The 23,382-nt window shown below is 68.0% G+C and carries 27 protein-coding genes, 1 tRNA gene and 1 pseudogene; 19 read left to right on the top strand and 10 right to left on the bottom strand.

The genetic code is table 11. The features are described from left to right. The first annotated feature begins 64 nt into the window (after positions 1–64). From ACH4TL_RS39565 to ACH4TL_RS39555, 3 genes are all read left to right on the top strand, one after another. The gene (locus ACH4TL_RS39565; RefSeq protein WP_398328237.1) at positions 65–1,717 is read left to right on the top strand and encodes an RDD family protein; all 1,653 of its coding nucleotides are present in this window, start codon (positions 65–67) and stop codon (positions 1,715–1,717) included. Between the two features lie 87 nt (positions 1,718–1,804). Next, entirely contained in the window at positions 1,805–2,389 is a 585-nt protein-coding gene (locus ACH4TL_RS39560) for an RDD family protein (protein ID WP_398328240.1), read from the top strand. A gap of 73 nt (positions 2,390–2,462) precedes the next feature. Further along, entirely contained in the window at positions 2,463–2,969 is a 507-nt protein-coding gene (locus tag ACH4TL_RS39555; RefSeq protein WP_398328243.1) for an RDD family protein, read from the top strand. Here the strand turns inward: ACH4TL_RS39555 and ACH4TL_RS39550 are convergent. Next, entirely contained in the window at positions 2,955–3,224 is a 270-nt protein-coding gene (locus ACH4TL_RS39550) for a hypothetical protein (protein WP_398328246.1), read from the bottom strand. The genes ACH4TL_RS39555 and ACH4TL_RS39550 overlap by 15 nt on opposite strands. A gap of 330 nt (positions 3,225–3,554) precedes the next feature. Between ACH4TL_RS39550 and ACH4TL_RS39545 the strand changes: the two genes are divergently transcribed. Both ACH4TL_RS39545 and ACH4TL_RS39540 read left to right on the top strand, forming a co-directional pair. Next, positions 3,555–5,942: an immune inhibitor A domain-containing protein gene (locus ACH4TL_RS39545; protein ID WP_398328249.1), complete on the top strand. Its 2,388-nt coding sequence runs from the start codon at positions 3,555–3,557 to the stop codon at positions 5,940–5,942. 112 nt (positions 5,943–6,054) lie between these two features. After that, on the top strand, positions 6,055–6,366 hold the full coding sequence (locus ACH4TL_RS39540) for a hypothetical protein (RefSeq protein ID WP_358633111.1): 312 nt from the start codon (positions 6,055–6,057) through the stop codon (positions 6,364–6,366). A 56-nt stretch (positions 6,367–6,422) separates the two neighbouring features. Here ACH4TL_RS39540 and ACH4TL_RS39535 read toward each other — a convergent pair whose 3' ends face one another. Both ACH4TL_RS39535 and ACH4TL_RS39530 read right to left on the bottom strand, forming a co-directional pair. Beyond that, on the bottom strand, positions 6,423–7,007 hold the full coding sequence (locus ACH4TL_RS39535) for a nicotinamidase (protein WP_398328253.1): 585 nt from the start codon (positions 7,005–7,007) through the stop codon (positions 6,423–6,425). 100 nt (positions 7,008–7,107) lie between these two features. Further along, entirely contained in the window at positions 7,108–8,442 is a 1,335-nt protein-coding gene (locus ACH4TL_RS39530; protein WP_398328256.1) for a nicotinate phosphoribosyltransferase, read from the bottom strand. Between the two features lie 81 nt (positions 8,443–8,523). On the opposite strand from ACH4TL_RS39530, the gene clpS reads away from it, so the two are divergent. The 8 genes from clpS to ACH4TL_RS39490 all read left to right on the top strand — a co-directional run bounded on the left by clpS (position 8,524) and on the right by ACH4TL_RS39490 (position 14,124). Further along, the gene (gene clpS / locus ACH4TL_RS39525; RefSeq protein WP_063735273.1) at positions 8,524–8,835 is read left to right on the top strand and encodes an ATP-dependent Clp protease adapter ClpS; all 312 of its coding nucleotides are present in this window, start codon (positions 8,524–8,526) and stop codon (positions 8,833–8,835) included. Further along, a complete protein-coding gene (locus ACH4TL_RS39520) occupies positions 8,835–9,452 on the top strand; it encodes a DUF2017 domain-containing protein (RefSeq protein ID WP_398328258.1) in 618 nt (205 codons plus the stop codon). The genes clpS and ACH4TL_RS39520 overlap by 1 nt, the downstream gene beginning before the upstream one ends. Positions 9,453–9,675: 223 nt before the next feature. Next, complete coding sequence (locus tag ACH4TL_RS39515) at positions 9,676–11,082, top strand: amino acid permease (protein ID WP_398328261.1); 1,407 nt, start codon at positions 9,676–9,678, stop codon at positions 11,080–11,082. An 80-nt stretch (positions 11,083–11,162) separates the two neighbouring features. After that, positions 11,163–11,585 (top strand): Mov34/MPN/PAD-1 family protein, encoded by a 423-nt coding sequence (locus ACH4TL_RS39510; RefSeq protein ID WP_398328264.1) that lies wholly within the window; start codon positions 11,163–11,165, stop codon positions 11,583–11,585. 91 nt (positions 11,586–11,676) lie between these two features. After that, complete coding sequence (locus ACH4TL_RS39505) at positions 11,677–11,793, top strand: putative leader peptide (RefSeq protein ID WP_398328267.1); 117 nt, start codon at positions 11,677–11,679, stop codon at positions 11,791–11,793. A 130-nt stretch (positions 11,794–11,923) separates the two neighbouring features. Then, entirely contained in the window at positions 11,924–12,202 is a 279-nt protein-coding gene (locus tag ACH4TL_RS39500; protein ID WP_398328270.1) for a MoaD/ThiS family protein, read from the top strand. Then, complete coding sequence (locus tag ACH4TL_RS39495) at positions 12,202–13,152, top strand: PLP-dependent cysteine synthase family protein (protein ID WP_398328273.1); 951 nt, start codon at positions 12,202–12,204, stop codon at positions 13,150–13,152. The genes ACH4TL_RS39500 and ACH4TL_RS39495 overlap by 1 nt, the downstream gene beginning before the upstream one ends. Before the next feature lie 219 nt (positions 13,153–13,371). Then, the gene (locus ACH4TL_RS39490) at positions 13,372–14,124 is read left to right on the top strand and encodes an MBL fold metallo-hydrolase (protein WP_398328276.1); all 753 of its coding nucleotides are present in this window, start codon (positions 13,372–13,374) and stop codon (positions 14,122–14,124) included. A gap of 82 nt (positions 14,125–14,206) precedes the next feature. On the opposite strand, the gene ACH4TL_RS39485 is transcribed toward ACH4TL_RS39490, so the two are convergent. Further along, positions 14,207–15,445 (bottom strand): PTS transporter subunit EIIC, encoded by a 1,239-nt coding sequence (locus ACH4TL_RS39485; RefSeq protein ID WP_398328279.1) that lies wholly within the window; start codon positions 15,443–15,445, stop codon positions 14,207–14,209. 214 nt (positions 15,446–15,659) lie between these two features. Here ACH4TL_RS39485 and ACH4TL_RS39480 point away from each other — a divergent pair. From ACH4TL_RS39480 to rdgB, 4 genes and pseudogenes are all read left to right on the top strand, one after another. Further along, a pseudogene (locus tag ACH4TL_RS39480) lies at positions 15,660–15,935 on the top strand (glucose PTS transporter subunit EIIB); the annotation flags it as partial. A 73-nt stretch (positions 15,936–16,008) separates the two neighbouring features. Then, positions 16,009–16,734 carry a ribonuclease PH gene (gene rph, locus ACH4TL_RS39475; protein ID WP_398328282.1) on the top strand — a complete coding sequence of 242 codons (726 nt, stop codon included), beginning with the start codon at positions 16,009–16,011 and terminating at the stop codon, positions 16,732–16,734. 64 nt (positions 16,735–16,798) lie between these two features. After that, entirely contained in the window at positions 16,799–17,203 is a 405-nt protein-coding gene (locus ACH4TL_RS39470) for a hypothetical protein (RefSeq protein WP_398328285.1), read from the top strand. A 14-nt stretch (positions 17,204–17,217) separates the two neighbouring features. Further along, positions 17,218–17,859 (top strand): RdgB/HAM1 family non-canonical purine NTP pyrophosphatase, encoded by a 642-nt coding sequence (gene rdgB / locus ACH4TL_RS39465; protein WP_398328288.1) that lies wholly within the window; start codon positions 17,218–17,220, stop codon positions 17,857–17,859. A gap of 64 nt (positions 17,860–17,923) precedes the next feature. Here the strand turns inward: rdgB and ACH4TL_RS39460 are convergent. From ACH4TL_RS39460 to ACH4TL_RS39450, 3 genes are all read right to left on the bottom strand, one after another. Next, a tRNA-Leu gene (locus tag ACH4TL_RS39460) sits at positions 17,924–18,007 on the bottom strand. Continuing rightward, on the bottom strand, positions 17,973–18,716 hold the full coding sequence (locus tag ACH4TL_RS39455; protein WP_398328291.1) for an HNH endonuclease: 744 nt from the start codon (positions 18,714–18,716) through the stop codon (positions 17,973–17,975). Before ACH4TL_RS39455 ends, ACH4TL_RS39460 begins: the two co-directional genes overlap by 35 nt. Then, positions 18,713–19,387, bottom strand: coding sequence for an HNH endonuclease signature motif containing protein (locus ACH4TL_RS39450; RefSeq protein WP_398328294.1), 675 nt, complete (start codon positions 19,385–19,387; stop codon positions 18,713–18,715). Before ACH4TL_RS39450 ends, ACH4TL_RS39455 begins: the two co-directional genes overlap by 4 nt. On the opposite strand from ACH4TL_RS39450, the gene ACH4TL_RS39445 reads away from it, so the two are divergent. Both ACH4TL_RS39445 and ACH4TL_RS39440 read left to right on the top strand, forming a co-directional pair. Then, positions 19,382–19,582, top strand: a complete 201-nt coding sequence (locus ACH4TL_RS39445) for an ABC-three component system middle component 6 (protein ID WP_398328297.1) — start codon at positions 19,382–19,384, stop codon at positions 19,580–19,582. The two genes, ACH4TL_RS39450 and ACH4TL_RS39445, sit on opposite strands and share 6 nt — an antisense overlap. Continuing rightward, on the top strand, positions 19,560–21,302 hold the full coding sequence (locus tag ACH4TL_RS39440) for an ABC-three component system protein (protein ID WP_398328300.1): 1,743 nt from the start codon (positions 19,560–19,562) through the stop codon (positions 21,300–21,302). The genes ACH4TL_RS39445 and ACH4TL_RS39440 overlap by 23 nt, the downstream gene beginning before the upstream one ends. A 201-nt stretch (positions 21,303–21,503) precedes the next feature. On the opposite strand, the gene ACH4TL_RS39435 is transcribed toward ACH4TL_RS39440, so the two are convergent. From ACH4TL_RS39435 to ACH4TL_RS39425, 3 genes are all read right to left on the bottom strand, one after another. After that, the gene (locus ACH4TL_RS39435) at positions 21,504–22,109 is read right to left on the bottom strand and encodes a hypothetical protein (protein WP_398328303.1); all 606 of its coding nucleotides are present in this window, start codon (positions 22,107–22,109) and stop codon (positions 21,504–21,506) included. Between the two features lie 68 nt (positions 22,110–22,177). Next, positions 22,178–22,705, bottom strand: a complete 528-nt coding sequence (locus ACH4TL_RS39430) for a transposase (protein WP_398328539.1) — start codon at positions 22,703–22,705, stop codon at positions 22,178–22,180. Next, the gene (locus ACH4TL_RS39425) at positions 22,702–23,241 is read right to left on the bottom strand and encodes a winged helix-turn-helix domain-containing protein (protein WP_398328306.1); all 540 of its coding nucleotides are present in this window, start codon (positions 23,239–23,241) and stop codon (positions 22,702–22,704) included. The genes ACH4TL_RS39430 and ACH4TL_RS39425 overlap by 4 nt, the downstream gene beginning before the upstream one ends. Positions 23,242–23,382 lie beyond the last annotated feature (141 nt).

Here is a 23,382-nt window from a genome sequence, read left to right as displayed (position 1 = left end):
CCGGGTTGCACTGCGGCAGCGCAGCACAGCAGCACAGCGAGCACAGATCGGGACATCGGAGATCATGAGCGCCCCTTCCTCAGGATCCGCTGACGGCAGCTCCATTCCGGGTTTTTATCCGGATCCGTCCATTCCCAACTACATCCGGTACTGGAACGGTGCCGCCTGGGTGCCCGGCACCAGTCGGCCCGCCCCGGCCGAGGGCGAAGCCATGCCCGCCGCGCCGCCCGGAGTCACCCACACCCAGGTCACCAGCCCGGTGCCGGACGAGACCGGCCCGATGTTCCTGGACGAGGACCCGCAGCCGCTGCCCGCGGAGGAGGCGTCAGGTGGCGCCCTGCCCGAGGTGCGGCGGCGGGCCGAGATGGACGTACGGGAGACCGGCGCGGGCAGCGTCATGGGCACCGAACCGGTGCCGCCGGGCGGGACGGCCGCCCCGGTGGACTGGGACGATCCGCAGCGGCTGCACGGCACCCGCCCCGGAGCCGGGGCCGCCTGGCAGGCCGACGCGTCCCAGCAGTCCGGGTTCGGCGGTGAGCAGGACCGCCGGATCTCCTGGGGTTCGCCGGAGCCGGAGGAGCCGCGCGCGGCGGTGCCCGACCCGCGCGGCGCGCCGGACGGCCCGGTCGGCGACGGGAGTGGCCGTGGTGAAGGCGGTCGCGACCCCGGCACACTGATGATGCGCGGCGGCGCCACCGAGGGCACGGGCGGCGCGGGCGGTACGGACCGTACGGGCGACCCGGGCGACCGCAAGGATCGCGCCACCCACGCCCTCCCCGCCGTCTCCCGCAGCACCCCGGAGCCGCCCGCGGCCCCGGCCGAGTCCGGCGTGGCCGACGGCACGATGGCGATCCGCGCGCTGCGGCCGACGGGCCGCGACGAGGGCACGATGGCGTTCCGTGCGCTCGACCGCGACGCACCGCAGCAGGGACCCCAGCAGTCCCCGCCGCAACAGTCGCCCCAGCCGCAACAGCAGGTGCCCCAGCAATACGCGCCCCAGCAGCAGCAACCGCCGCAAGCGCCCCAGCAGCCTTTCGGCGGTATCCCGGCCCAGCCGGCCCACGGCGGCGCGGGCGGCTGGCAGCAGCAGGTGCACCACCTCGCCCAGCAGCAGCCGCAGCAGCCCCAGCAGCCGCAGCAGCCCCCGGCTCCCCAGCAGGGCGCGCCCGAGAGCGTCATCCCGTGGAAGCCGCCGGTCGACAACCCGTTCCTCCAGGCCGCCCAGGCCCAGGGGCGGCCCGCCGGGCTCGGCCGCCGCTTCTCCGCCCGGCTGATCGACATGGTCGTGCTGCTCGGCATCACCGGCGCGGCCGGGTTCCCGCTGTGGGGCAAGGCCGTGGACCACATCGACGAGAAGGTCGAGACGGCCAAACAGTCGGGCGAGACCGTCACCGTCTACTTCCTCGACGGCACCACCAGCGGCTATCTGGCCATCGTGCTGGGTGTGCTGCTGCTCGGCGGGATCCTCTTGGAGGCGCTGCCGACCGCCCTGTGGGGCCGTACCCTCGGCAAGCAGCTGTGCGGGGTCCGGGTCCTGGACATCGAGGAGCACGACACCCCGTCGTTCGGCGCCGCCCTGCGCCGCTGGCTGGTGTACGGGGTGCTGGGCGTGCTGGTGATCGGCGTGGTGAACGTGGTGTGGTGCCTGGTCGACCGCCCCTGGCGGCAGTGCTGGCACGACAAGGTCGCCCGCACCTTCGTCGCCACGGCGGGCTGACCGGGCCGATCCTCGGACGGAGTATCCGGATCGCCCGAACGGGGCGATCCGGATGCGATCGCCCCCGATCGGCGGTCGACTCGGGCCATGAGCACCGACCAGCCGCCGCCCGGGGACGAGCCCCGCGACCGGGACCCGTTCGCCAAGCCGCAGCCGCAGCCGCCGCCCCGGGCGAACGGCTCTCCCTACGGTGACCACGGCGGCGATGCCGATCCGCTCGCGGGCATGCCCCCGCTCGCCCACCGCGGCCGCCGCCTCGTCGCCCGGATCATCGACGGGCTGATCATCGGCATCCCGCTCGGCCTGATCATGGCGTTGATCTGGGGCACCTACTACCCGATGGGCAACGGCAGCGACGCCCGCTCGTCGCTGTTCACGCTCGTCTACGTCCTCGTGTACTTCATCTACGAGGGGCTGATGCTGACCCATTACGGCCAGACCGTCGGCAAGAAGGCGATGAAGATCCGGGTGGCCATCCTGGAGACCGGTGAGCCCCCGGTGGGCCGGCCCGGCTGGGCGCGCGCCGCCACCTATTCGCTCCCCGAGATCGTGCCCTGCTGCGGCTTTGTCTTCTGGCTGGTCAACGTCTTGTGGTGCACCTGGGACCGGCCGTACCGGCAGTGTCTGCACGACAAGGTGGCCAGGACGGTCGTCGTCTCGACCGTGCCCTGAGCCCCACGGAGGCCCCACGGAAGCCCTGAGCCCGCCGAAGGGCGCCCGATGCGCTGCTGATGTAATCGTGGGCATGAGCCCCGACCAGCTGTCGTCGCCCCCGTACCCCGACCTCGCCGGGATGCCCCCGCTGGCCACGCCCGGTCAGCGCTTCGCGGCCCGGCTGATCGACGGCCTCGTGCTCGGCGTCATCTGGACGGTGGCGCTCAGCATGACGGGCGCGCTCCAGTACGGCATGGAGCACCCGGGCCAGCAGGATCTGCGCAAGGTGATGGCCGCCCTGGTCATCACGATGGGGGTCTACTTCGCTTACGAGGGCACGATGCTGGCCCGCAGCGGTCAGACCCTCGGCAAGAAGGCGATGCGCATCCGCGTGGCGATGCTCTCGGACGGGAACATTCCGGGCCGCCAGGGCTGGGTGCGCGCAGCGGTCTACACGCTGCCGGGCCTGCTGATCCCCGTGCTCATCGGCACGCTGTTCTGGCTGCTCAACGTGGTGTGGCAGCTGTGGGACCGGCCGTTCCAGCGCTGCCTGCACGACAAGGCGGCGCGGACCGTCGTGGTGTCAGCCGTGCAGTGAGTGCTCCCGCGGGGACTCGGCGGCCACCGCGGACCCGGCCAGCGGGCGGTGGCTGTGCACCGTACGCCCCGGGCGGCGGGCCGGGCGGGACACCGGCACGGTGAGGGCTACCAGCAGCCCGAGTGCGAGACCGGCCACGGTCACCAGGCCGACCCCGAGGCCCGATCGGGTTTCGGACAGCAGCAGCATGGCCAGCGTCGACAGGACGACGGTGGCCGAACCGTAGGCGAGCTGGGCAGAAGTCGGACGCGGCATGGCGGGATCCGTCCTCAGGGGGCATCGATATGCGGGGGCAGGAATCGGGCTGATGTGCGCCGTCAAAAGACTCTACGGTGCTGGATGCCCGGTGGGGAGCGGAGCTAAGCGTGACCTCACCCACGGCGGGGGTGCACGGGGGGCGCACGGAATCACCCGCGCGTGCAACCGCGTTTTCCCCTGCCCTGGCGCCGCCACCGCGGGTGTCCGGTAACCGGTACACCGCGGACCGGGAAACGTAACGACCCCTCAGGCCCAAGTCAAGGACTGTCTTTTCGCTTGCCTCTCCGGTCAAATGTGCGGCACCGGTGTGTGGAAGGGGAGGAACAAGTGAACAGTCAACGGAGGCCGGTCAGATCGGCCGCTGTGGCCACGGTGATAGCCGCGCTCGGCGCGGCCGCGCTGTCGACGGGCATCGCCACCGCGGACGCGCCGTCTACGCGTGTCGAACGCCATGACCCGGCGCCCGCGAAGACGGATGTCGAGCATGATCTGGCGGGCCCGTTCAGCAAGCAGCAGGAGGCGCAGCGCCAGGACGCGCTGCGCCAGGTCATATCCGGGGACAAGGAGGCCACCCGGCGCGGCGCGTCGCAGGTGGTGAAGCTCGGCAAGGGCAAGTACGTCGAGCTGGCCCGGGAGAAGACCGACAAGATCTTCACCGTGCTGGTCGAGTTCGGCGACAAGGTCGACGACACCACGATGTACGACCCGGACGGCGCCGACGGTCCCCAGCCGCCGGTGAAGAAGTACGGCGGCGACCCGGGCCCGGCGCACAACACGATCGCCGAGCCGGACCGCTCGGTCGACAACAGCACCGCCTGGCAGAAGGACTACGACCGGAAGCACTTCCAGGACCTCTACTTCTCCAAGGAGAAGGGCAAGGAGTCCCTGAAGAAGTACTACGAGAAGCAGTCCTCGGGCCGCTACTCGGTCGACGGCGAGGTCTCCGACTGGGTCAAGGTCGGCTGGAACGAGGCCCGTTACGGCTCCAACTACTGCGGCGACACCAACTGCGCCAACGCCTGGGACCTGATCCGCGACGGCGTCAACCAGTGGGCCAAGGACCAGAAGGCGGCCGGCCGCACCGACGCGCAGATCAAGGCGGACCTGGCCCAGTACGACCAGTGGGACCGCTACGACTTCGACGGCGACGGCAACTTCAACGAGCCCGACGGCTACATCGACCACTTCCAGATCGTGCACGCCGGTGAGGACGAGTCCGCGGGCGGCGGCGCCCAGGGCGAGAACGCGATCTGGGCGCACCGCTGGTACGCGTACGGCTCCGACGCCGGGGCAACCGGACCCGGCGCCAACAAGGCGGGCGGCACCCAGATCGGCGACACCGGCATCTGGGTCGGCGACTACACGATGCAGCCGGAGAACGGCGGGCTCGGCGTCTACGCCCATGAGTACGGCCACGACCTGGGCCTGCCGGACGAGTACGACACCACGGGCAAGGGCGAATCCTCCGTCGCCTACTGGTCGCTGATGTCCGCGGGCTCGTGGCTGGGCACCGGCGAGGACGCCATCGGCGACCTCCCGGGCGACATGTCCGCCTGGGACAAGCTCCAGCTGGGCTGGCTCAACTACGGCACCGCGAAGGCCGGTACGAAGTCCCGGCACACCCTCGGGGTCGCCGAGTACAACACCAAGAACAAGCAGGCGCTGGTCGTCAACCTCCCCGACAAGGCCGTCACCACCGAGATCACCGCACCCGCCGAGGGCGCGAAGCAGTGGTGGAGCGGCATGGGCGACGACCTGAAGAACACCCTCACCCGGTCGGTCGACCTCACCGGCGCCACCAAGGCGAACCTGGACCTCCAGGGCTGGTGGGACATCGAGGAGAACTTCGACTACCTCTACACCGAGGTCTCCACGGACGGCGGCGCCAACTGGACGCCGGTCGACGGCACCGCGGACGGCAAGGCCATCCCGCGCGACGCGGGCGACAAGCCCGCGCTGACCGGCACCTCGGGGGCGTACCGGAAGCTCTCCTTCCCGCTGGACGCCTACGCCGGTAAGAAGATCGACCTCCGCTTCCGCTACCAGACGGACAGCGGCGTCGCGCAGAAGGGCTTCACCGCCGACGCCCTCACCCTCACCGCGGACGGCAAGCCGGTCCTCACCGACGGCGCCGAGGGCGACGACAACGGCTGGACGGCGGACGGCTTCTCGCGCGTCGGCGCGTCCTTCACCAAGGACTACCCGCAGTACTACCTCGCCGAGAACCGGCAGTACGTCAGCTACGACAAGACGCTCAAGGTCGGCCCGTACAACTTCGGCTGGGCCTCCACCCGCCCCTCCTGGGTCGAGCACTTCCCGTACCAGAACGGTCTGCTGATCTGGCAGTGGGACACCTCGCAGCCGGACAACAACACCGGCGTCCACCCCGGCACCGGCCTGATCCTCCCGGTCGACGCGCACGCCACCCCGGAGAAGTGGGCGGACGGCACGCTGATGCGCAACCGCATACAGGCGTACGACTCCACCTTCAGCTGGTACCGGACCGACGGCTTCACCCTCCACAAGGACGGGAAGGCCGCCAAGATCAAGGGCAAGTGGGGCGCCCCGGTCTTCGACGACCGTAAGGGCACGTACTGGGACAAAACCAACCCCACCGCGGGGGTGAAGGTTGCTGACACCAACACCCGTATCGCGATCCTCTGGGAGCGCCCGGACGGCCAGTCGATGACCGTCCAGGTGGGCCCGTCGTCATAACCGCAGGTCAAAGCCGTGACGGCCGTCACCCACTAGCGGGCGACGGCCGTTCGCGTTTAGATGCCCCTAGACCTTCTTATTGACACGACGTCTCACGGGGGACTTGAACCGTATGGCCGACGGAGGATTCACGAAGCTGCCGGGCGGCAGCGTGGTGGTGGCGCTGACCCTGCCCCGCCCGCTGGGTGAGGGCGGCGTGCGCGTCCTGGTCCACGCCGCGAACCGGGCGCGCGCCCTGACCAGGCTGCGCAACCTGGGGCTTCGCGCCGTGTACCTGCGCGGCAACAGCGCGCCACCGACACCCGACGAGGTGACGGCGGTGCTCCATCACCCCGACGGCCTCATCTGGCGCACGTCCCCCGACATCGGCGGCGAGCTGTGGCACGGCATCGCCGCCCTCCTGCGCCCCGCGGCGACGGCCTGACGCACCCGGACGCATCCGGGGGCGTCAGGCGCGCCTGACGGGCCCTGGGCGCCCCGTCAGGCCACCGGCTGCCCGCTCAGCCGGACGCCCGCGTCCCGCAGCTCCTCCAGGGCGCGCTCGGTGGTGGCCGGGGCCACCCCCACGGTCAGCCCCAGCAGGACGTGCGTCACGAATCCCTCACGCCGCGCGTCCAGCGCCGTGGCCCGCACACAGTGGTCCGTGGCGATCCCGGCCACGTCCACCTCCGTCACGCCCCGCTCCCGCAGCCACGCCGCGAGCGGGGTGCCGTGCTCGTCGACGCCCTCGAAGCCGCTGTACGCGGCGGCGTACGCGCCCTTGTCGAAGACGGCGTCGATCGCGCCGGAGGCCACCGCGGGCGCGAAATTGGGGTGGAAGCCCACGCCCTCGGTGCCCGCGACGCAGTGCGGCGGCCAGGTGCGCTCGTAGTCCGGGTGCTCGGAGAAGTGACCGCCCGGGTCGATGTGGCGGTCGCGGCTGGCCACGATGTGGCGGTAGCCGGGCGACGCCTCCCCGATGTAGTCGGTGATCGCGGCGGCGATGTCCGCGCCGCCGGTCACCGCGAGGCTTCCGCCCTCGCAGAAGTCGTTCTGGATGTCGACGACGATCAGTGCCCGGTGCATCACGCACGCCTTCCGGCTCGGCCCGAGGTGGGCGCGGCAGTGGTCACAACAGCGGTCGTGCGGGTCGCCGTCGACGCCATGGTCGTCATGGACGTACCCCTCACGCCCGCAAGTACTCCGTCGGCAGGACCGGCTCGCCCTGCGACAGCTGCGTCGCGGACAGCGGCAGCCCCGCCCGCGCCGCAGCATGGCGGTCGCGTGCCGCGTCCAGCGGCTCCCGGGCCACGATCTCGCCGCCGCGCACCAGCTCGACCAGCAGCGTGCGGTCGGCCAGGGCCTCGGGTACGGGCCCGCTGCCGACCACCTCGGCCTCGGCCACCCCGTCCGCGTCCAGCCGCCGGGCCGCCCACTTGCGGCCGCCGATGGAGGTCTTCGCGCCCATGGACTTCTTCGCCACCGGGACCAGCGGCGCGTCCGGGCCGGCGGACTCGGCGCGGGCGACCAGCTTGTAGACCATCGAGCAGGTCGGATGGCCGCTGCCGGTCACCAGCCGGGTGCCGACCCCGTACGCGTCCACGGGGGCCGCGGCGAGCGAGGCGATCGCGTACTCGTCCAGATCGCTGGTGACGACGATCTTCGTGCCCTTGGCGCCCAGGTCGTCCAGCTGCTGCCGCACCCGGTGGGCGAGCAGCAGCAGGTCGCCGGAGTCGATCCGGACGGCGCCCAGATCCGTCCCGGCGATCTCCACCGCGGCGCGCACGGCCTCGGCGACGTCGAAGGTGTCCACCAGCAGCGTGGTGTCGCTGCCGAGCGAGTCGACCTGGGCGACGAAGGCGTCGCGCTCGCTGTCGTGCAGCAGGGTGAAGGCGTGGGCGCTGGTGCCGACGGTGGGGATGTTGTAGCGGAATCCGGCCGCGAGGTCCGAGGTGGTGGCGAAGCCGCCGACGTACGCGGCCCGGGCGGCGGCCACGGCGGCCAGCTCATGGGTGCGGCGCGCGCCCATCTCGATCAGCGGGCGGCCGCCGGCCGCCACCGACATCCGGGACGCGGCGGCGGCGACCGCCGAGTCGTGGTTGAGGATGGAGAGGATCACCGTCTCCAGCAGCACCGCCTCGGCGAAGGTGCCCTCCACCCGCATGATCGGCGAGCCGGGGAAGTAGACCTCACCCTCCTGGTAGCCCCAGATGTCGCCGCGGAACCGGAAGTCGGCGAGCCAGGCGAGCGTCGGCTCGTCCACGATCCGGTGCTGGGCGAGGAAGTCCAGGACGCCGCCGTCGAAGCGGAAGTTCTCGACGGCGTCGAGGACCCGGCCGGTGCCCGCGACGACGCCGTAGCGGCGCCCCTCGGGCAGGCGCCGGGTGAAGACCTCGAAGACCGAGCGCCGGTCGGCGGTACCGGCGCGCAGCGCCGCCTGAAGCATCGTGAGTTCGTACCGGTCGGTGAACAGCGCAGTCGACGGCACGTCCACCGGCAGTCCCAAGTCCGCAGTGTCCATGTCGATGATGTTACCTCGCATACTCGTCAGAGTGACGAGATCTGGGTGCCGGTTTAGGCGACTGCCCCTACCGGTGGCAGCATTGGGGGTGTGAGTGTCAGTCCCGTGGAGATCGAACGTCCTGAAGCCAGCGAGGCGCCGATGGAGGTGCCCGAGCCGGACGTTCCCTGGGTGACGGTGGTCCACAACGACCCCGTCAATCTCATGAGCTATGTCACGTACGTGTTCCAGAGCTACTTCGGCTACTCCAAGGACAAGGCGCACAAGCTGATGCTCGACGTTCACCACAAGGGGCGCGCGATCGTCTCCAGCGGCAGTCGTGAGGAAATGGAGCGCGACGTGCAGGCGATGCACGGTTACGGGCTGTGGGCGACCCTGACGCAGGAGCGCTGATGGCGGGCCGATTCGAGCCGCTGCCCGGCGGCGGTGCCGCCGTCGCCCTGGACGAGGTGGAGATCTCCATCCTGCGCAGCCTCGCCGTGCAGCTCGCGGAGCTGATCGGCCCCGGCGACCAGCCGGCCGGGGCGGAGGACCCGCTGGACGCGCTGTTCGCCGAGGGGCCCACCAAGCCGCCGAGCGATCCGGCGCTGGCCCGGCTGTTCCCGGACGCCTATGTGGCGCCGGACCAGGAGCTGAGCGGGGACGAGGAGAAGGAGGCGCACGCCGCCTCCGCGGAGTTCCGCCGGTACACCGAGAACGACCTGCGGGCCCGCAAGCGCGACGACGCCCTGGCGATGGTGCGCGACCTGGACTCGCTGGCTGCCGGGTCCACCGGGCCGGCCGCCAAGGACCAGGCGGTGCTGGAACTGGCCCCGCAGAAGTCCCGGCAGTGGCTCGGCGCCCTCAACGACCTGCGGCTGGCGATCGGGACCCGGCTGGAGGTCACCGACGACGATGACGGCGGCGAGCTGCTCGGGCTCCCCGACTCCGATCCGCGGAAGCCGATGGTGATGGCGTACTTCTGGCTGGGGGGTCTTCAGGAGACGCTCATCGAAACGCTGATGGCCTGACCCTTATGGCATGATTGCTTCCGCTTGTGATCACTGAGTGTTCGTTTAGAGAGTGCTCAACTCCGGATAACGATCGCATCACCGCGTCTGCTCGCTTTGTTGTGCGCGACGCCCTTTGTCCACTTCTCCCTGTGGTGTGCCTCACATTCAGCTGAGTGGATCAGTGCCGCCGTCGTGGTAAATCTTCACGATCGCCAGCCGCACAGGGAGAAAGGCACACCACATGACCTCAGCGGCGCCCGAAGAGGGCTACGAGCGCGGCCTGGGCAGTCGCCAGGTACAGATGATCGCCATCGGCGGTGCCATCGGTGTCGGTCTGTTCATGGGGGCCGGGGCCAACATCGCGAAGGCGGGCCCGAGCATCATCCTGATGTACGCCCTCGCGGGCGTCATCATCTTCTTCATCATGCGAGCGCTCGGAGAGCTGCTCCTGTACCGCCCCGTCTCGGGCTCCTTCGCGGAGTACGCCCGCGAGTTCCTCGGCCCGTTCTTCGGTTACGTCACCGGCTGGACCTACTGGCTCATGTGGGTCGTCACCGGAATGGCCGAGCTGACCGCCGCGGCCATCTACATCCACTTCTGGTTCCCCTCGATCCCCCAATGGGTCAGCGCCCTGGTCTTCCTGGTGCTGCTCTTCGGCGTCAACCTGATCTCGGTGAAGATCTTCGGCGAGGTCGAGTTCTGGTTCTCGATGGTCAAGGTCACCGCGATCATCGGCATGATCGTCATCGGCCTCGGCGTGCTGACCCTCGGCTTCTCGGAGGCCGGTGACACCGCGGCCGTCTCCAACCTGTGGTCGCACGGCGGCTTCTTCCCGAACGGCATAGGCGACAGCCTGATGACGCTCCAGGGCGTCATGTTCGCCTACCTCGCCGTCGAGCTGGTCGGCATCACCGCGGGCGAGTCCCAGGACCCCGAGAAGACCCTGCCCAAGGCGATCAACACCCTGCCGTTCCGCATCATCGTCTTCTACGTCGGCGCCCTGCTGGTCATCCTCTCGGTCGTGAAGTGGACCGAGTTCTCGGCGGGCGAGAGCCCCTTCGTGCACGCCTTCTCGGTGATCGGCATCCCCCTGGCGGCGGGCATCGTCAACTTCGTCGTGCTCACCGCGGCCCTGTCCTCCTGCAACTCCGGCATGTACTCCACCGGCCGTATGCTGCGCGACCTGGCCGCCAACAGTGAAGCGCCGGGCGTCTTCGGCAAGCTCAACGCCCGCAAGACCCCGTTCGCCGGTATCGCCCTCTCCGCCTTCCTCATGGGCATCGGCGTGATACTGAACTACACCGTTCCGGACAAGGTCTTCACCTATGTCACCTCGGTCGCCACGGTCGCGGGCATCTGGGCCTGGGCGATGATCCTGATCAGCCACATCCGCTACCGCAGCGCCGTCGTGGCGGGCCGGCTGCCCGCCTCGTCCTTCCCGGCGCCCGGCGGCACGGTCTTCAGCTGGGTGGCGCTGGTCTTCCTCACCGGTGTCACCGGGCTCATCGCGTACGACAAGGAGACCCGCATCTGCCTCTACGTCGGGGCCGTGTGGGCGGTGATCATGGTGGTCGGCTGGTTCGTGCTCAAGAGCCGCAAGCCCGAGGTCACCGACTCGGAGCGCAAGCCCGAGTTCGCCCGGGACTGAGGCTTCCGCCCCTTGGGCGCATCGTCTCAGCAGGCGGGCTCCGGACTGATGTCCGGAGCCCGCCTCCTATTGTGTCGTCCATGCTGACCATCACCCAGGCCCTCCACGACCAGATCGTCGCCCACGCCCGGGCCGACCACCCCGACGAGGCGTGCGGCGTGATCGCGGGCCCGGCCGGGAGCGGCCGCCCCGAGCGGTTCATCCCGATGCTGAACGCGGCCCGCTCTCCCACGTTCTACGAGTTCGACTCGACCGATCTGCTCAAGCTCTACCGCGAGATGGACGACCGCGATGAAGAGCCGGTCGTGATCTATCACTCGCACACCGCCACCGAGGCGTACCCCTCCCGTACGGACATCACCTACGCCAATGAGCCCGGCGCGCACTATGTGCTGGTGTCCACCGCCGACTGCGGCAACGACGAGGGGCCCTTCCAGTTCCGTTCGTTCCGGATCGTCGACGGCGAGGTCACCGAGGAAGAAGTCGAGATCATCCCGGGTTGACCCGCTCTGTCGTCCCGTATCGCGGATGTTACCCGTCCGTATAACGGGACGCACTTCCGGGGGTCGGATCGGGAATCGATACGATGAGTTCATGGTTTCCGATGACGTGAGCGAGAAGGCGCCGGGCATGCTGCTCGTGGCGCGGCTCCACGTCGATCTGTGCCGGCTCGCCAGCGCGATGTGTCCGCGCCGCGTCGAGGCCGCCTGAGCGCGCGCACTCGACGCCCGACGCCCGACCCGAAGCACGCCCGACGCCCGTCCGAAGCCTTCCGCCGACGCCCCCGCCCGGTCCGATCCGGTCGGGGAAGTCCACCCCGCCCTCCCACAGGAGATTGAGAATGGCCATCGAGGTCCGCATCCCGACCATCCTCCGCACCTACACCGACGGCCAGAAGGCGGTCGAGGGCAGCGGGGCCACGGTCGCCGAGCTGTTCGCCGACCTGGAGTCCCGCCACACCGGCATCCAGGAGCGCCTGGTCGACGGCGGTGAGCTGCGCCGCTTCGTCAACGTCTACCTGAACGACGAGGACGTCCGCTTCCTCGACGGCATCACCACCAAGCTCTCGGACGGCGACAGCGTGACGATCCTCCCGGCCGTCGCGGGCGGAATGTACTGATGCGGTACGACAGCCCCCTGGCAGCGGTCGGCAACACGCCGCTCGTCCGGCTGCCACGGCTCTCGCCCTCCCCGGAGGTCCGGGTCTGGGCGAAGCTGGAGGACCGCAACCCGACCGGCTCGATCAAGGACCGCCCCGCGCTCCATATGATCGAACAGGCCGAGAAGGACGGCCGGTTGACGCCCGGCTGCACCATCCTGGAGCCGACCTCCGGCAACACCGGCATCTCGCTCGCCATGGCGGCCAAGCTCAAGGGCTACCGCATCGTGTGCGTCATGCCGGAGAACACCAGCGAGGAGCGGCGCCAGCTGCTCGCCATGTGGGGCGCGGAGATCATCTCCTCGCCCGCGGCGGGCGGCTCCAACACCGCCGTCCGGGTGGCCAAGGAACTGAGTGCCGAGCACCCCGACTGGGTGATGCTCTACCAGTACGGGAACCCGGACAACGCGGGCGCCCACTACGCCACCACCGGCCCCGAGATCCTGGCCGACCTGCCCTCCGTCACCCACTTCGTGGCGGGCCTCGGCACCACCGGCACCCTGATGGGCGTCGGCCGCTTCCTGCGCGAGAACAAGCCCGACGTACGGATCGTCGCCGCTGAGCCGCGCTACGACGACGTCGTATACGGACTGCGCAACCTGGATGAGGGCTTCGTCCCCGAGCTGTACGACGAATCCGTCCTCACCACCCGCTTCTCCGTCGGCTCCGAGGACGCGGTGGCCCGTACCCGTGAACTCCTCGCCGAAGAAGGCATCTTCGCGGGCGTCTCCACCGGCGCCGCGCTGCACGCCGCCCTCGGCGTGGCCCGCAAGGCGGTCAAGGCGGGCGAGAGCGCCGACATCGTCTTCGTCGTCGCCGACGGTGGCTGGAAGTACCTGTCGACCGGCGTCTACACCGCGGCCACCACCGAGGAGGCGGTCGAGACCCTGCACGGCCAGCTCTGGGCGTAGACACCGTCCGGCACGCCGGGGTTACTCGGCGGTACCGGGTGCGGGGCAGACGACGGGAGCCCGGGGCTCCGTCCTGGTGATTCCGCCCACAACGCGGGCCTGTGGAGGAGCTACCAGGGCTTTAGCGCCTTACGCTCGTGGGCACCCCGTTTGACCCCCGCACCCGCCGCCTCGCCCATGGCCCTCGGCATGGGGACCCCTCAAGGAGGTTCCTGCTCCATGAAGCTCACCGTCGTCGGATGCTCCGGGTCGTTCCCGTCCGCGGAATCGGCCTGCTCGAGCTACCTCGTAGAGGCCGACGGCTTCCGGCTGCTCCTCGACATGGGCAATGGCGCCCTTGGCGAGTTGCAGCGCCACTGCGGTCTCTACGACCTCGACGCCGTGATCCTCTCCCACCTCCACCCCGACCACTGCATCGACATGTGCGCCTACTTCGTCGCCCGCTACTACCGGCACGACGGAGGCCGCGCCGAGGCGATCCCGGTCTACGGGCCGGAGGACACCGAACGCCGGCTGGTCCAGGCGTACGACGACGTGCCCGACGAGAAGTCGATGCAGGAGGTCTTCGACTTCCGCACCCTGACCCCGGGCACCTTCGACCTGGGCCCCTTCACGATCCGCACCGCCCGGGTCTGCCACCCGGTGGAGGCGTTCGGCTTCCGCATCGAGCACGACGGCCGCGCCCTGGTCTACTCCGGTGACACCGGCCCCTGCGAGGCCCTGACCGACCTGGCCCGGGGCGCCGACCTCTTCCTCTGCGAGGCGGCCTTCACCCACGGCAAGGAAGACATCCCGGAGCTGCACCTCAACGGCCGCCAGGCCGGTGAGCACGCGCACGCCGCGGGCGCCGGGGCCCTGGTCCTCACCCACATCCCGCCGTGGACCGACCCGCAGCTGAACCAGCGCGACGCCGAGGCCGTCTTCGACGGCCCGGTGACCCTGGCGCGCGCGGGCGCCGTCTACGAAGTGTGAGCCCCTGAGCCTTGACACGAGGACGGGCCGGATCTGCCCCGCAGATCCGGCCCGTCCCGTCGTACGCCCTACTTCTTCTGCCCTACTTCTTCGCGGCGCTCGTCGCGGCCGCGGCGTCGTCGAGGGAATCCTCGGGTTCTCGTCCCGGCGTCGGGATGTTGAACTTCGTGATCACGAAGCGGAACACCACGTAGTAGACGACAGCGAACGCCAGCCCGATCGGGATGATCATCCAGGCCTTCTCGCTGTGCGACCACCCCAGCAGATAGTCGAAGAGCCCGCCCGAGAACGTGAAGCCGCTGCGTATCCCGAGCGCCCAGGTCAGCGCCATGGACACGCCGGTCAGCACGGCGTGGATCCCGTACAGCACCGGCGCGATGAACATGAACGAGAACTCGATCGGCTCCGTCACGCCCGTCACGAAGGCGGTCAGCGAGACCGAGATCATCATGCCCATCACGGCCTTGCGGCGCTCCGGGCGCGCACAGTGCGCGATCGCGAGACCGGCGGCGGGCAGGGCGAACATCATGATCGGGAAGAAGCCGGTCATGAACATTCCGGCCGACGGGTCGTCGTGGAAGTAGCGCGCGATGTCGCCGTGCCAGGTCTGGCCGCCGGAGCTGAAGTCGCCGAACTGGAACCAGGCGAACGAGTTCAGCAGCATGTGCATGCCGACGGGGATCAGCAGCCGGTTCACGACGCCGAAGATGCCGGAGCCGATGGCGCCATTGGCCGAAAGCCACTCGGAGAAGCTGTTGAGGCCGTCACCGATCGGCCCCCACAGAAAGCCGAAGACGACGCCGTACAGCACGCCCGCGAAGGACATCAGGATCGGGATGAAGCGGCGGCCGCTGAAGAAGCCCAGCCAGTCCGGCAGCCGGGTGCGGTGGTACTTCTCCCACAGCACCGCGGCGGTGATCCCGACCACGATGCCGCCGAGCACGCCCGGGTCCTGCGGCTTGCCGGTGACATCGCTGACGAAGCCGGTCAGGACGTTCTTGTAGACGAGGAACCCGACGAGGGCCGCGAACGCCGTGGTGCCGTCCGACTTCTTCGCGAAGCCGATGGCGACGCCGAGGCAGAACAGCAGGGCCAGGTTGTCGAAGAGCGCGCCGCCCGCGTGGGCGAAGATCTCCGCGAGCTTGTTCCAGCCGAGCCCCGCCTTGCCGAAGACGTCGTCCTGGCCCAGTCGGCTCAGGATGCCCGCGGCGGGCAGGGCGGCGACGGGCAGCTGGAGGCTGCGTCCGATCTTCTGCATACCCTTGATCAGACCGGCGCCCCGCTTCTGGGCGGGGGCCGCCGAGGCGGTGGCCGTACTCATCCGATTCCTCCTGGTGAGGCGGGCGCTCGGGGAACAGGGGACGGCCCGCGATATGGTCTACACCACAAGTGGTGTAGACCTGTTGTAGCACGTGAGGATCAGATAAAGGAATCTATCGTTCCAATGTGGTCTGAACCACTGGCGATCCTGCGCGGCCGGGCCCGCGTGGTTACCGTAGGAAGGCCGTTCATCCGGTCATCCGAAGGGCCGAGACAACAGGACAACACAGGACAGCTCAGGACAACAGGGAGTGGACATGGCCAGCAAGGCTGAGAAGATCGTCGCGGGGCTCGGCGGCGTCGACAACATCGTCGAGGTCGAGGGCTGCATCACCCGGCTCCGCACCGAGGTCAAGGACCCCTCCCTGGTCGACGAGGCCGCCCTGAAGGCCACCGGAGCCCATGGCGTGGTGAAGATGGGCACCGCGATCCAGGTCGTCATCGGCACCGACGCGGACCCGATCGCCGCCGACATAGAAGACCTCATGTGATTCACGGCCTGAAGCCGCCCGGCCCCGCTCCTCTCCGGACCGGGGCCGTCCGTGTTGCCGATAGGCTCATCCCATGTCTCGTATCGACGGCCGTACGCCCGACCAGCTCCGCCCCGTGACCATCGAACGCGGATGGAGCAAGCACGCCGAGGGCTCCGTCCTCGTCTCCTTCGGCGACACCCGCGTCCTGTGCACCGCGAGCGTCACCGAGGGCGTCCCGCGCTGGCGCAAGGGGAGCGGCGAGGGCTGGGTCACCGGCGAGTACGCGATGCTGCCGCGCGCCACCAACACCCGCGGCGACCGCGAATCCGTCCGCGGCAAGATCGGCGGCCGCACCCACGAGATCTCCCGACTCATCGGCCGCTCGCTGCGCGCCGTGGTCGACTTCAAGGCCCTCGGCGAGAACACCGTCGTCCTCGACTGCGACGTCCTCCAGGCCGACGGCGGCACCCGCACCGCCGCCATCACCGGCGCCTACGTCGCCCTCGCCGACGCCATCACCTGGGCCCAGGGCAAGAAGCTGATCAAGGCCGGACGGCAGCCCCTCACCGGGACCGTCTCGGCCGTCAGCGTCGGCATCGTCGGCGGCGTCCCGCTGCTCGACCTGTGCTACGAGGAAGACGTCCGCGCCGAGACCGACATGAACGTCGTCTGCACCGGCGACGGCCGCTTCGTCGAGGTCCAGGGCACCGCCGAGGGCGAGCCCTTCGCCCGCGAGGAGCTGAACAGCCTGCTCGACCTCGCCGTCGGCGGCTGCGTCGAGCTCGCGGGCAACCAGCGGGCGGCGCTTGGCGTTTAGTCAGATGACGGGCGCGCGCGACAACCGCGCGCGCCCGCGTCCGACCCCAGGGGGAGATGTGTCCATGACGCCGCGCCGGAACCGCAGCGACCGCCACCGATTCGCCGCCGCCACCACGCTCGCCGCCGTCGCCCTGCTGGTGCCGCTGACCACCGGCTGCGACGCCGTGGACAAGGCCCTCGACTGCGGCCGCCTCGCGGTCGAGATATCCAACGACGTGGACAACCTCCAGGACGCCGTCACCGGCGCCGCCGTCGACCCCACCAAGGCCGACAAGGTCCTCGACGCCCTCGACCAGGACATCGACAAGGTCGGCGACCGCACCGACAACACGGACGTCAGCAAGGCCCTTGCCGACCTCCGCAAGGCCGTGGACAACGTCCAGACCTCCGTCGACAGCGGCAAGCACCCCGACCTGACCCCGGTCAGGGACGCCACCGCCGAACTGACCAATGTCTGCACGCCCTGATCTAATCGACAGCTATGCAGCCACAGCACACCGCAGCGGCGGACAGCGCACACCCCCGCCGCCTGATCCTGGCCACCCGCAACGCCTACAAGATCACCGAGCTGCGCTCGATCCTGGGCGATGCCGGGCTCGACGTCGAACTCGTCGGCGCCGACGCCTATCCGGAGGTCCCGGACGTCAAGGAGACCGGCGTCACCTTCGCCGAGAACGCCCTCCTCAAGGCCCACGCCCTCGCCCAGGCCACCGGCCACCCGGCCATCGCCGACGACTCGGGCCTGTGCGTCGACGTCCTCGGCGGCGCCCCCGGCATCTTCTCCGCCCGCTGGTCCGGCCGCCACGGCGACGACCGCGCCAACCTCGACCTGCTGCTCGGCCAGCTCCGCGACGTCCCCGACGAGCACCGCGCCGCCCACTTCGAATGCGCCGCGGCCCTCGCCCTCCCCGACGGCACCGAACGCGTCGTCTCCGGCCGCCTCACCGGCACCCTCCGCCACGCCCCCACCGGCGGCGGCGGCTTCGGCTACGACCCCATCCTCCAGCCCCACGGCGACACCCGCACCTGCGCCGAACTCACCCCGGACGAGAAGAACGCCATCAGCCACCGAGGCCAGGCGTTCCGCGCGATCGTGCCGGTGGTGCGGGAGCTGTTGGGGTAGGTGCCGCGTTGCGGCTACGCACAACGGCCTGCGATTCGAGTGATGAATCGCAGGCCGTATGCGGTGCGGCGGAAGGGATTCGAACCCTCAAGCCCTGTCACGGGCCACAGATCCTAAGTCTGCTGCGTCGCCGTTGCGCCACCGCCGCTCGCTTCCGACCATGGTAGCGGGCTGGCCTCTGAACGGTCACTTCGCGTCGACGCTGCGCGACGGCCACCCCGGCACCAGGTATTCGTGGCCGCGTGACAGTCGGGACAGAGCAGTCGGAGGTTCTCGGGCCGATCGTCGCTCCAGTCGCCGTTGATGTGGTCCACCTCCAACGTCATCGGCCGCCCGTGCCAGAGGGGCCCCGTCCCGCATTCCACGCACCGCTCGGGCACGCCGATGTCCCTGAGGGCTCGCCGCAGCAGCACTGTCTTCGTGCGCCGCTCGCCGCTGTGCCGGACCAGGATCTGCTCGGGCGCCTTCCTGGGTGTCGTGCCGGGCTTTCCGCGTTGGTGTGCCTGTCCCAGAAAGTGTGCGGTGTCGATGCCTTCCTCGGCCGTCCAGAGGCGGAACAGAGAGCGTGAGCGTGCGTTGTCTGGCCGGCTGAGCTGCCGTAAGGCGCCGGCTATGGATGTGGATTCGGCGACGACAAGGCGAAGCTCCTCCCCAGCCGGACGCGTCTTGGTACCACGGCGTCCGGAGGGCGCAAAGTGCGAGATGTCGATGTCGAAGTGATCGAAACGCTGGTAGAGGTAGCGACGCAGGCGACCATAGGGCCGAGTGCCGAAGAAGGCGATGACTTGGTCCATGTCGGAACAGCTCTCGGCGGCCTTGGCCAGGAGCTCCCGCGTGTAGTGGACGCGATGGCTCATACAGCTGCGCCGACATTGGTGGCGCGAGACCGTCGCCCCTTGCCGCGCCCTCGGTAGCTGTCCGTCGCCGAGTGGCAGTTCGGGCACAGGAGACGCAGGTTGGTGGGGCGGTTGTTGCGCCAGTCGCCATCGATGTGGTCTACCTCAAGCGGTAGTCGGCCGCCACGCCAGCATGGTCCGGTTCCACACAGCGCGCAGCGCTCGATCACGCCGAGCGCCAGCATTGCCCGCTTCAGTCGCTCGCCGGGCACGCGGCGGGCATGAGCGGGGGCCACCGCCACCAGTAACTCTTCCGGAGTGCGGCGTCGACGGTTGTCCTTCATCGCGTCGGTGCGACGCTGCGAGACAAAGTGCGACGTATCGATGCCGTATGCCTTGATCCGACGGCTGATGTTGGTGTGATGGCCACCCACCAATTCGATGCCGAGGTACCGCAACACGTCGTACACGCTCGTCGATGCCGCCACGGCGGGTTCGAGGACATCTCGTGTCCAGCGGCCACCCTCTCGTTCGAAGTGCGACGTGTCGATGTCCAATCTCTTGATGCGCTCGTGGATGTAGCGGCGGGTCGCGCTTTCGGGGGCGACCCCGAGTTTGGCCAAGGCCTCCGACAGCGTCGTCGAGGATTCTGCGACTTCGGCAAGGCGGTCGGGGCGCAGATCCTCATGCAACTTGAAGAGCCGCGCACTGTGAGTCAGGCCTGGGCGCGACTCAAGACATGGCGGATTGAGAATGAACACTTTTCTGCGGTGTCGTTCGAATGGTTCGTCCTAGCGCTGGATATGCTGTTTAGCTTGGGCGCGGTGGAGCTTCGCCAGGACTTGCTTGTACCGAGGAGGAACCATGCTGCATCAGCTCACCGCTGATGACCCGCGGTTCAAAACCGCATCGTTCAGCGGCGGAATGAACTTGATCGTGGCCGAAAAAAGGACCTCCTCTACTGAGACTGACAGTCGCAATAGTGCTGGTAAATCAAGTCTAATTGAGCTTATCCACTTCCTTCTGGGTGCACGCGTAGACAAGCGTTCTCTAGTAAGTGACAAGAATCTTCGGAATGTAAATTTCTGGCTGAAGATGGATTGGCCTGGTCATGGCGTCCTTGCTGTGGGACGCAGGGCTAATCGGCCTAACGTTGTACAACTTGATCAGGACATTCGCCCTCGTAGGCAAGAGGAGATGTTCCCGGTTGAGGGCTCGGCAGAAGTCTCGCTTGATGAGTGGAACAAGCTGATCGAGAAGGATCTCTTTGGCGTCCGCACAGATGCTTCTGGCGTGAGTGGTCGCACCATGTTGTCCTTCTTGGCGAGGCGGACGTCCGCGCATGGCTTCAATCAACCAACCGAGAGTTTTTCCAAGCAAAGGAAAGCTGACGCAGCAACCAACCTGGCCTATCTTCTGGGTTTGGATTATCAGCTTGCGGATGAATATCGCAAACTTGCCGCGCAGAAGGCTACCCGTACGCAGTTGCGTAAGGCAGTCAATGATCCGGTATGGGGTCGTATTGTCGGTTCAACAGCAGATCTGCGCGGTCAGATTACCCTCGCTGAAGCGCAATTGCGCCGCCTGGAAGGCCAGATTTCAAATTTCCAAGTGGTTCCAGAGTACGAGCGTGTCAAGCAGGAAGCGGACGGACTAGCTCGGCGAATTAAGCAGCTTGCACAGGAAGACGTCATTGACCAAAGCAACCTCGAAGAATTGCAGCAGGCTGTCACGGAGGCCAGTGATGTTGCAGTGGATTACCTGGAATCGGCCTACCGTGAACTAGGTATTCTGTTGGGTGATCAGGTCAGGCAACGTTTTGACGATGTCCAAACCTTTCATCAATCTGTGGTGCGCAACCGCCGTGTATTCCTTGAAGCTGAAATCGAGACCCTAACAAGTCGGTTGGTTGAGCGGCGAGATGAGCGAGCTAGGCTTGGCGAGCAGCAAGCTCAGCTTTTGCGTATGTTGAATGAAGGCGGCGCTCTCGAAGCTCTGACGGCCCTTCAGCAGGCTTTGGCTCGCGAACAGGCGAATGTCGAGGCGCTTCGCCACAGATATGAGGCTGCTCAAGCGCTGGAAGCAAGCGCCCGACAAATCACCGCCCAACGTTTGCAACAACAGCAGGCTGTCGCAACTGATCTTAATGAGCGACGTGAGCAGCAAGCAGAGGCGACTCTGCTATTCTCGCGGTTTGCGCGAGAGTTGTACGGTGAGCGAGAGGCCTACCTGCGCATTGAGGCAGGTCGCGAAAATCTCCAAATCACGCCGTACATTCGCAGCGACAATAGTCGTGGGATCGGGAACATGGTGATTTTCTGTTTCGATCTCGCAATTGCTGTTCTAGCGCATCGGCACGGGCGTGGCCCGGATTTCCTTGTGCATGATAGTCATCTCTTCGATGGTGTTGACGAGCGGCAATTAGCTAAGGCCTTCGCGCTAGCTGTCGAGGTGAGCGCAGAAGAGGGAATGCAGTATATTGCGACGATCAACTCTGATGACCTTGCTAAGGCCGTTCGTTTGGGGTTCGATGCTTCTCCGTTTGTGCGCGAACCACGTCTGACGGATGATTTGGAGGATGGGGGTCTTTTCGGATTCCGCTTCTGAGCGAATACGGCAGTTACTGACCTTCAAAGCGTGATGTCGTTATGGTGTGCGGACCAGCCAGGTTCCTGTGTGGCAGCCGTCGAGCACGTCACTGCGGTACTGGAGCTGGAGTAACCCCCGCCGGGTCACGGTGATCAGATCCTCTGGATCGGTGAAGGCGCGGTTGGGCTGGGTGGTATGCCTCAACACCGGTCAGATGCCCTATTTCAACCCCCGCCTTTCGAGTTCGGCGTCGTAGAGCTCGGCGTATATGTCGTCCGGGTCGTGGAGTGTCTCGGGCCAGTCCAGGTCCGCGGTTGAACTGGTGGGGACCGGGATACCTAGCTCGACGAGCAGTTCCGCCACCTCAGCGCTGAAGTATTCGGACACTTCGGCGAATTCCTGCTCAGGGACACTGAAGTAGTCCTCCACGATTGCCTCGGTAAAGGTCTTCCCTCCCATGAGCACGAAACTGCCCTCACTGTCTCGGTGGACGATCCGCGGCGGCTGGTCTGTTGGCTCGTCCGGATGCACCCAGTATCCGTAGCAGGCACCGTCCTCGTGCTTGGCTACGACCTTGAGGTATTGAGCCATCTGACGGTCGGCTACGCCGCTGGCGGTGGTGGGTGCGGCGGGGGCTCGCTCATCGCGGTAGCTCTGTTCGAGTAGAGGGTCGTTCTCTCCCGGCTCCAGGAACATGATGCCGAACTGCTCGTAAAATGCCTGGCGTTTCTCCCACTGCGCAATCAGCAGCGTCCGCAGATCGTCCGGTATCGGGCGTCCGCCCAGGCGTTCACGGGAGAAGTTTTCCAGTCTCTCATTGAACAAGGGGCCTCTTCCTGATCATCAAGCAGCGCAATGATGGTGAGACTACCGACCTTGGAGGCGTGGTGTTGTCATGGTGACTGGCCTGGGAGGCCTGTGCCGGTGAGGCAACCGTCGAGGACGTCGGGGCGGTACTGGAGTTGGCGTAGTCCCCGGCGGACAGTGGTGATCAGGTCGTCAGGTTCGGCGAAGGCCCGGTTGGCCAAAGCGGTGTGCCGCGGCGCGGACCAGATGCCCTCGACGGGGTTGAGATCGGGTGCGTAGGGCGGAAGTTGGAAGACCGTGAGCCAGTCACGGTGCGCGATATACCGGCGCATCCCTGCCGTGAGGTGGGTGTTGAGATTGTCCCAGACCAGCACGATGGGGCCGCCGAGCTGATCGTGGGCTGTCTGGATCAGGTCGCGGTAGTCCTTCCAGGAGAAGCTCTTGCGCCCGTCGGGACGTGCGTCGGGACAGGGCCGGTAGATTAGCCGGGAGCGTTCGCCGGGCTTGTAGCAGACCAGCGCGGCGACGGATAAGCGGCGGCGGGAGCGGCCCCGGACACGGATGACGGGGGTATGGCCGCGGCGGGACCAGGTGCGGATGGTGGGCGGCGTCATCGAGAATCCGGCTTCGTCCTCGAAGACGAGCCAGGCGTCGAGCGCCGCCACGGACCTTCCACCTGCGGCCAGGTCTCCTTCCTCCAGCCGGCCACCGCCGTCTCGTCTCGCTCGATGGCACGGCGGGCGGGCACCTGGCAGGTCCAGCCATGCTGTCTGAGCAGGGCGGCGACGCCCTGGATGGTGTAGCTCTTGTGGAACCGACGCCCGATCAGGGTCTTGATCCGCGACAGGGTCCAGGTCTGGTCAGGCCAGCCGTGCGCGACCGGGCCCTTGAGCAGCTCCCGCTCGAGCACGGCGAACAGTTCGTCGCTGAGCAGCGGCAGCGACGCCGGCCCCTTCGAGGCCAGGGCTCTTGGCCCGCGCTGTGACCAGGCCTTGCGCCAACGCTGTACCGACCGGACACTGACTCGCAGGTCGTGCGCGATATCCGCGTTCTCGTCGTCGTGCTGGAAGCGCTCGGCCGCCTCCATCCGCAACTTCTCCCGGAAGGCTCGCCGTTCGTCGGTCAGCCCGCCGCCTTGCGCGTACCTCATGCACTCGGCATACCGCAGGGATCACAGACCGTCAGCCCTACCGACATCACGCTTTGAAGGTCAGTACTCGCTCGCGGAGGTCGGTGGAGCGGCTTTGGGCTGCAGCTGCTTTGGGGCGAGAGATCATGGCCCCGTAAGCTT

Origin of the sequence: Streptomyces sp. NPDC021115 (assembly GCF_044333065.1) — a bacterium.
Taxonomy (GTDB): Bacteria; Actinomycetota; Actinomycetes; order Streptomycetales; family Streptomycetaceae; genus Streptomyces.
Note: the sequence above shows the minus strand (reverse complement) of the source record. Positions and strands in the feature narration are given on the sequence as shown.

Excerpts from the sequence above, each read along its gene's own strand:
- ACH4TL_RS39565 (WP_398328237.1), top strand. The coding sequence starts at position 65 with ATGAGCGCCCCTTCCTCAGGATCCGCTGACGGCAGCTCCATTCCGGGT.
- ACH4TL_RS39560 (WP_398328240.1), top strand. The coding sequence starts at position 1,805 with ATGAGCACCGACCAGCCGCCGCCCGGGGACGAGCCCCGCGACCGGGAC.
- ACH4TL_RS39555 (WP_398328243.1), top strand. The coding sequence starts at position 2,463 with ATGAGCCCCGACCAGCTGTCGTCGCCCCCGTACCCCGACCTCGCCGGG.
- ACH4TL_RS39550 (WP_398328246.1), bottom strand. The coding sequence starts at position 3,224 with ATGCCGCGTCCGACTTCTGCCCAGCTCGCCTACGGTTCGGCCACCGTC.
- ACH4TL_RS39540 (WP_358633111.1), top strand. The coding sequence starts at position 6,055 with ATGGCCGACGGAGGATTCACGAAGCTGCCGGGCGGCAGCGTGGTGGTG.
- ACH4TL_RS39535 (WP_398328253.1), bottom strand. The coding sequence starts at position 7,007 with ATGCACCGGGCACTGATCGTCGTCGACATCCAGAACGACTTCTGCGAG.
- ACH4TL_RS39530 (WP_398328256.1), bottom strand. The coding sequence starts at position 8,442 with ATGGACACTGCGGACTTGGGACTGCCGGTGGACGTGCCGTCGACTGCG.
- ACH4TL_RS39520 (WP_398328258.1), top strand. The coding sequence starts at position 8,835 with ATGGCGGGCCGATTCGAGCCGCTGCCCGGCGGCGGTGCCGCCGTCGCC.
- ACH4TL_RS39515 (WP_398328261.1), top strand. The coding sequence starts at position 9,676 with ATGACCTCAGCGGCGCCCGAAGAGGGCTACGAGCGCGGCCTGGGCAGT.
- ACH4TL_RS39510 (WP_398328264.1), top strand. The coding sequence starts at position 11,163 with ATGCTGACCATCACCCAGGCCCTCCACGACCAGATCGTCGCCCACGCC.
- ACH4TL_RS39505 (WP_398328267.1), top strand. The coding sequence starts at position 11,677 with ATGGTTTCCGATGACGTGAGCGAGAAGGCGCCGGGCATGCTGCTCGTG.
- ACH4TL_RS39500 (WP_398328270.1), top strand. The coding sequence starts at position 11,924 with ATGGCCATCGAGGTCCGCATCCCGACCATCCTCCGCACCTACACCGAC.
- ACH4TL_RS39495 (WP_398328273.1), top strand. The coding sequence starts at position 12,202 with ATGCGGTACGACAGCCCCCTGGCAGCGGTCGGCAACACGCCGCTCGTC.
- ACH4TL_RS39490 (WP_398328276.1), top strand. The coding sequence starts at position 13,372 with ATGAAGCTCACCGTCGTCGGATGCTCCGGGTCGTTCCCGTCCGCGGAA.
- ACH4TL_RS39485 (WP_398328279.1), bottom strand. The coding sequence starts at position 15,445 with ATGAGTACGGCCACCGCCTCGGCGGCCCCCGCCCAGAAGCGGGGCGCC.
- rph (WP_398328282.1), top strand. The coding sequence starts at position 16,009 with ATGTCTCGTATCGACGGCCGTACGCCCGACCAGCTCCGCCCCGTGACC.
- ACH4TL_RS39470 (WP_398328285.1), top strand. The coding sequence starts at position 16,799 with ATGACGCCGCGCCGGAACCGCAGCGACCGCCACCGATTCGCCGCCGCC.
- rdgB (WP_398328288.1), top strand. The coding sequence starts at position 17,218 with ATGCAGCCACAGCACACCGCAGCGGCGGACAGCGCACACCCCCGCCGC.
- ACH4TL_RS39455 (WP_398328291.1), bottom strand. The coding sequence starts at position 18,716 with ATGAGCCATCGCGTCCACTACACGCGGGAGCTCCTGGCCAAGGCCGCC.
- ACH4TL_RS39445 (WP_398328297.1), top strand. The coding sequence starts at position 19,382 with ATGCAACTTGAAGAGCCGCGCACTGTGAGTCAGGCCTGGGCGCGACTC.
- ACH4TL_RS39440 (WP_398328300.1), top strand. The coding sequence starts at position 19,560 with ATGCTGCATCAGCTCACCGCTGATGACCCGCGGTTCAAAACCGCATCG.
- ACH4TL_RS39430 (WP_398328539.1), bottom strand. The coding sequence starts at position 22,705 with ATGACGCCGCCCACCATCCGCACCTGGTCCCGCCGCGGCCATACCCCC.
- ACH4TL_RS39425 (WP_398328306.1), bottom strand. The coding sequence starts at position 23,241 with ATGAGGTACGCGCAAGGCGGCGGGCTGACCGACGAACGGCGAGCCTTC.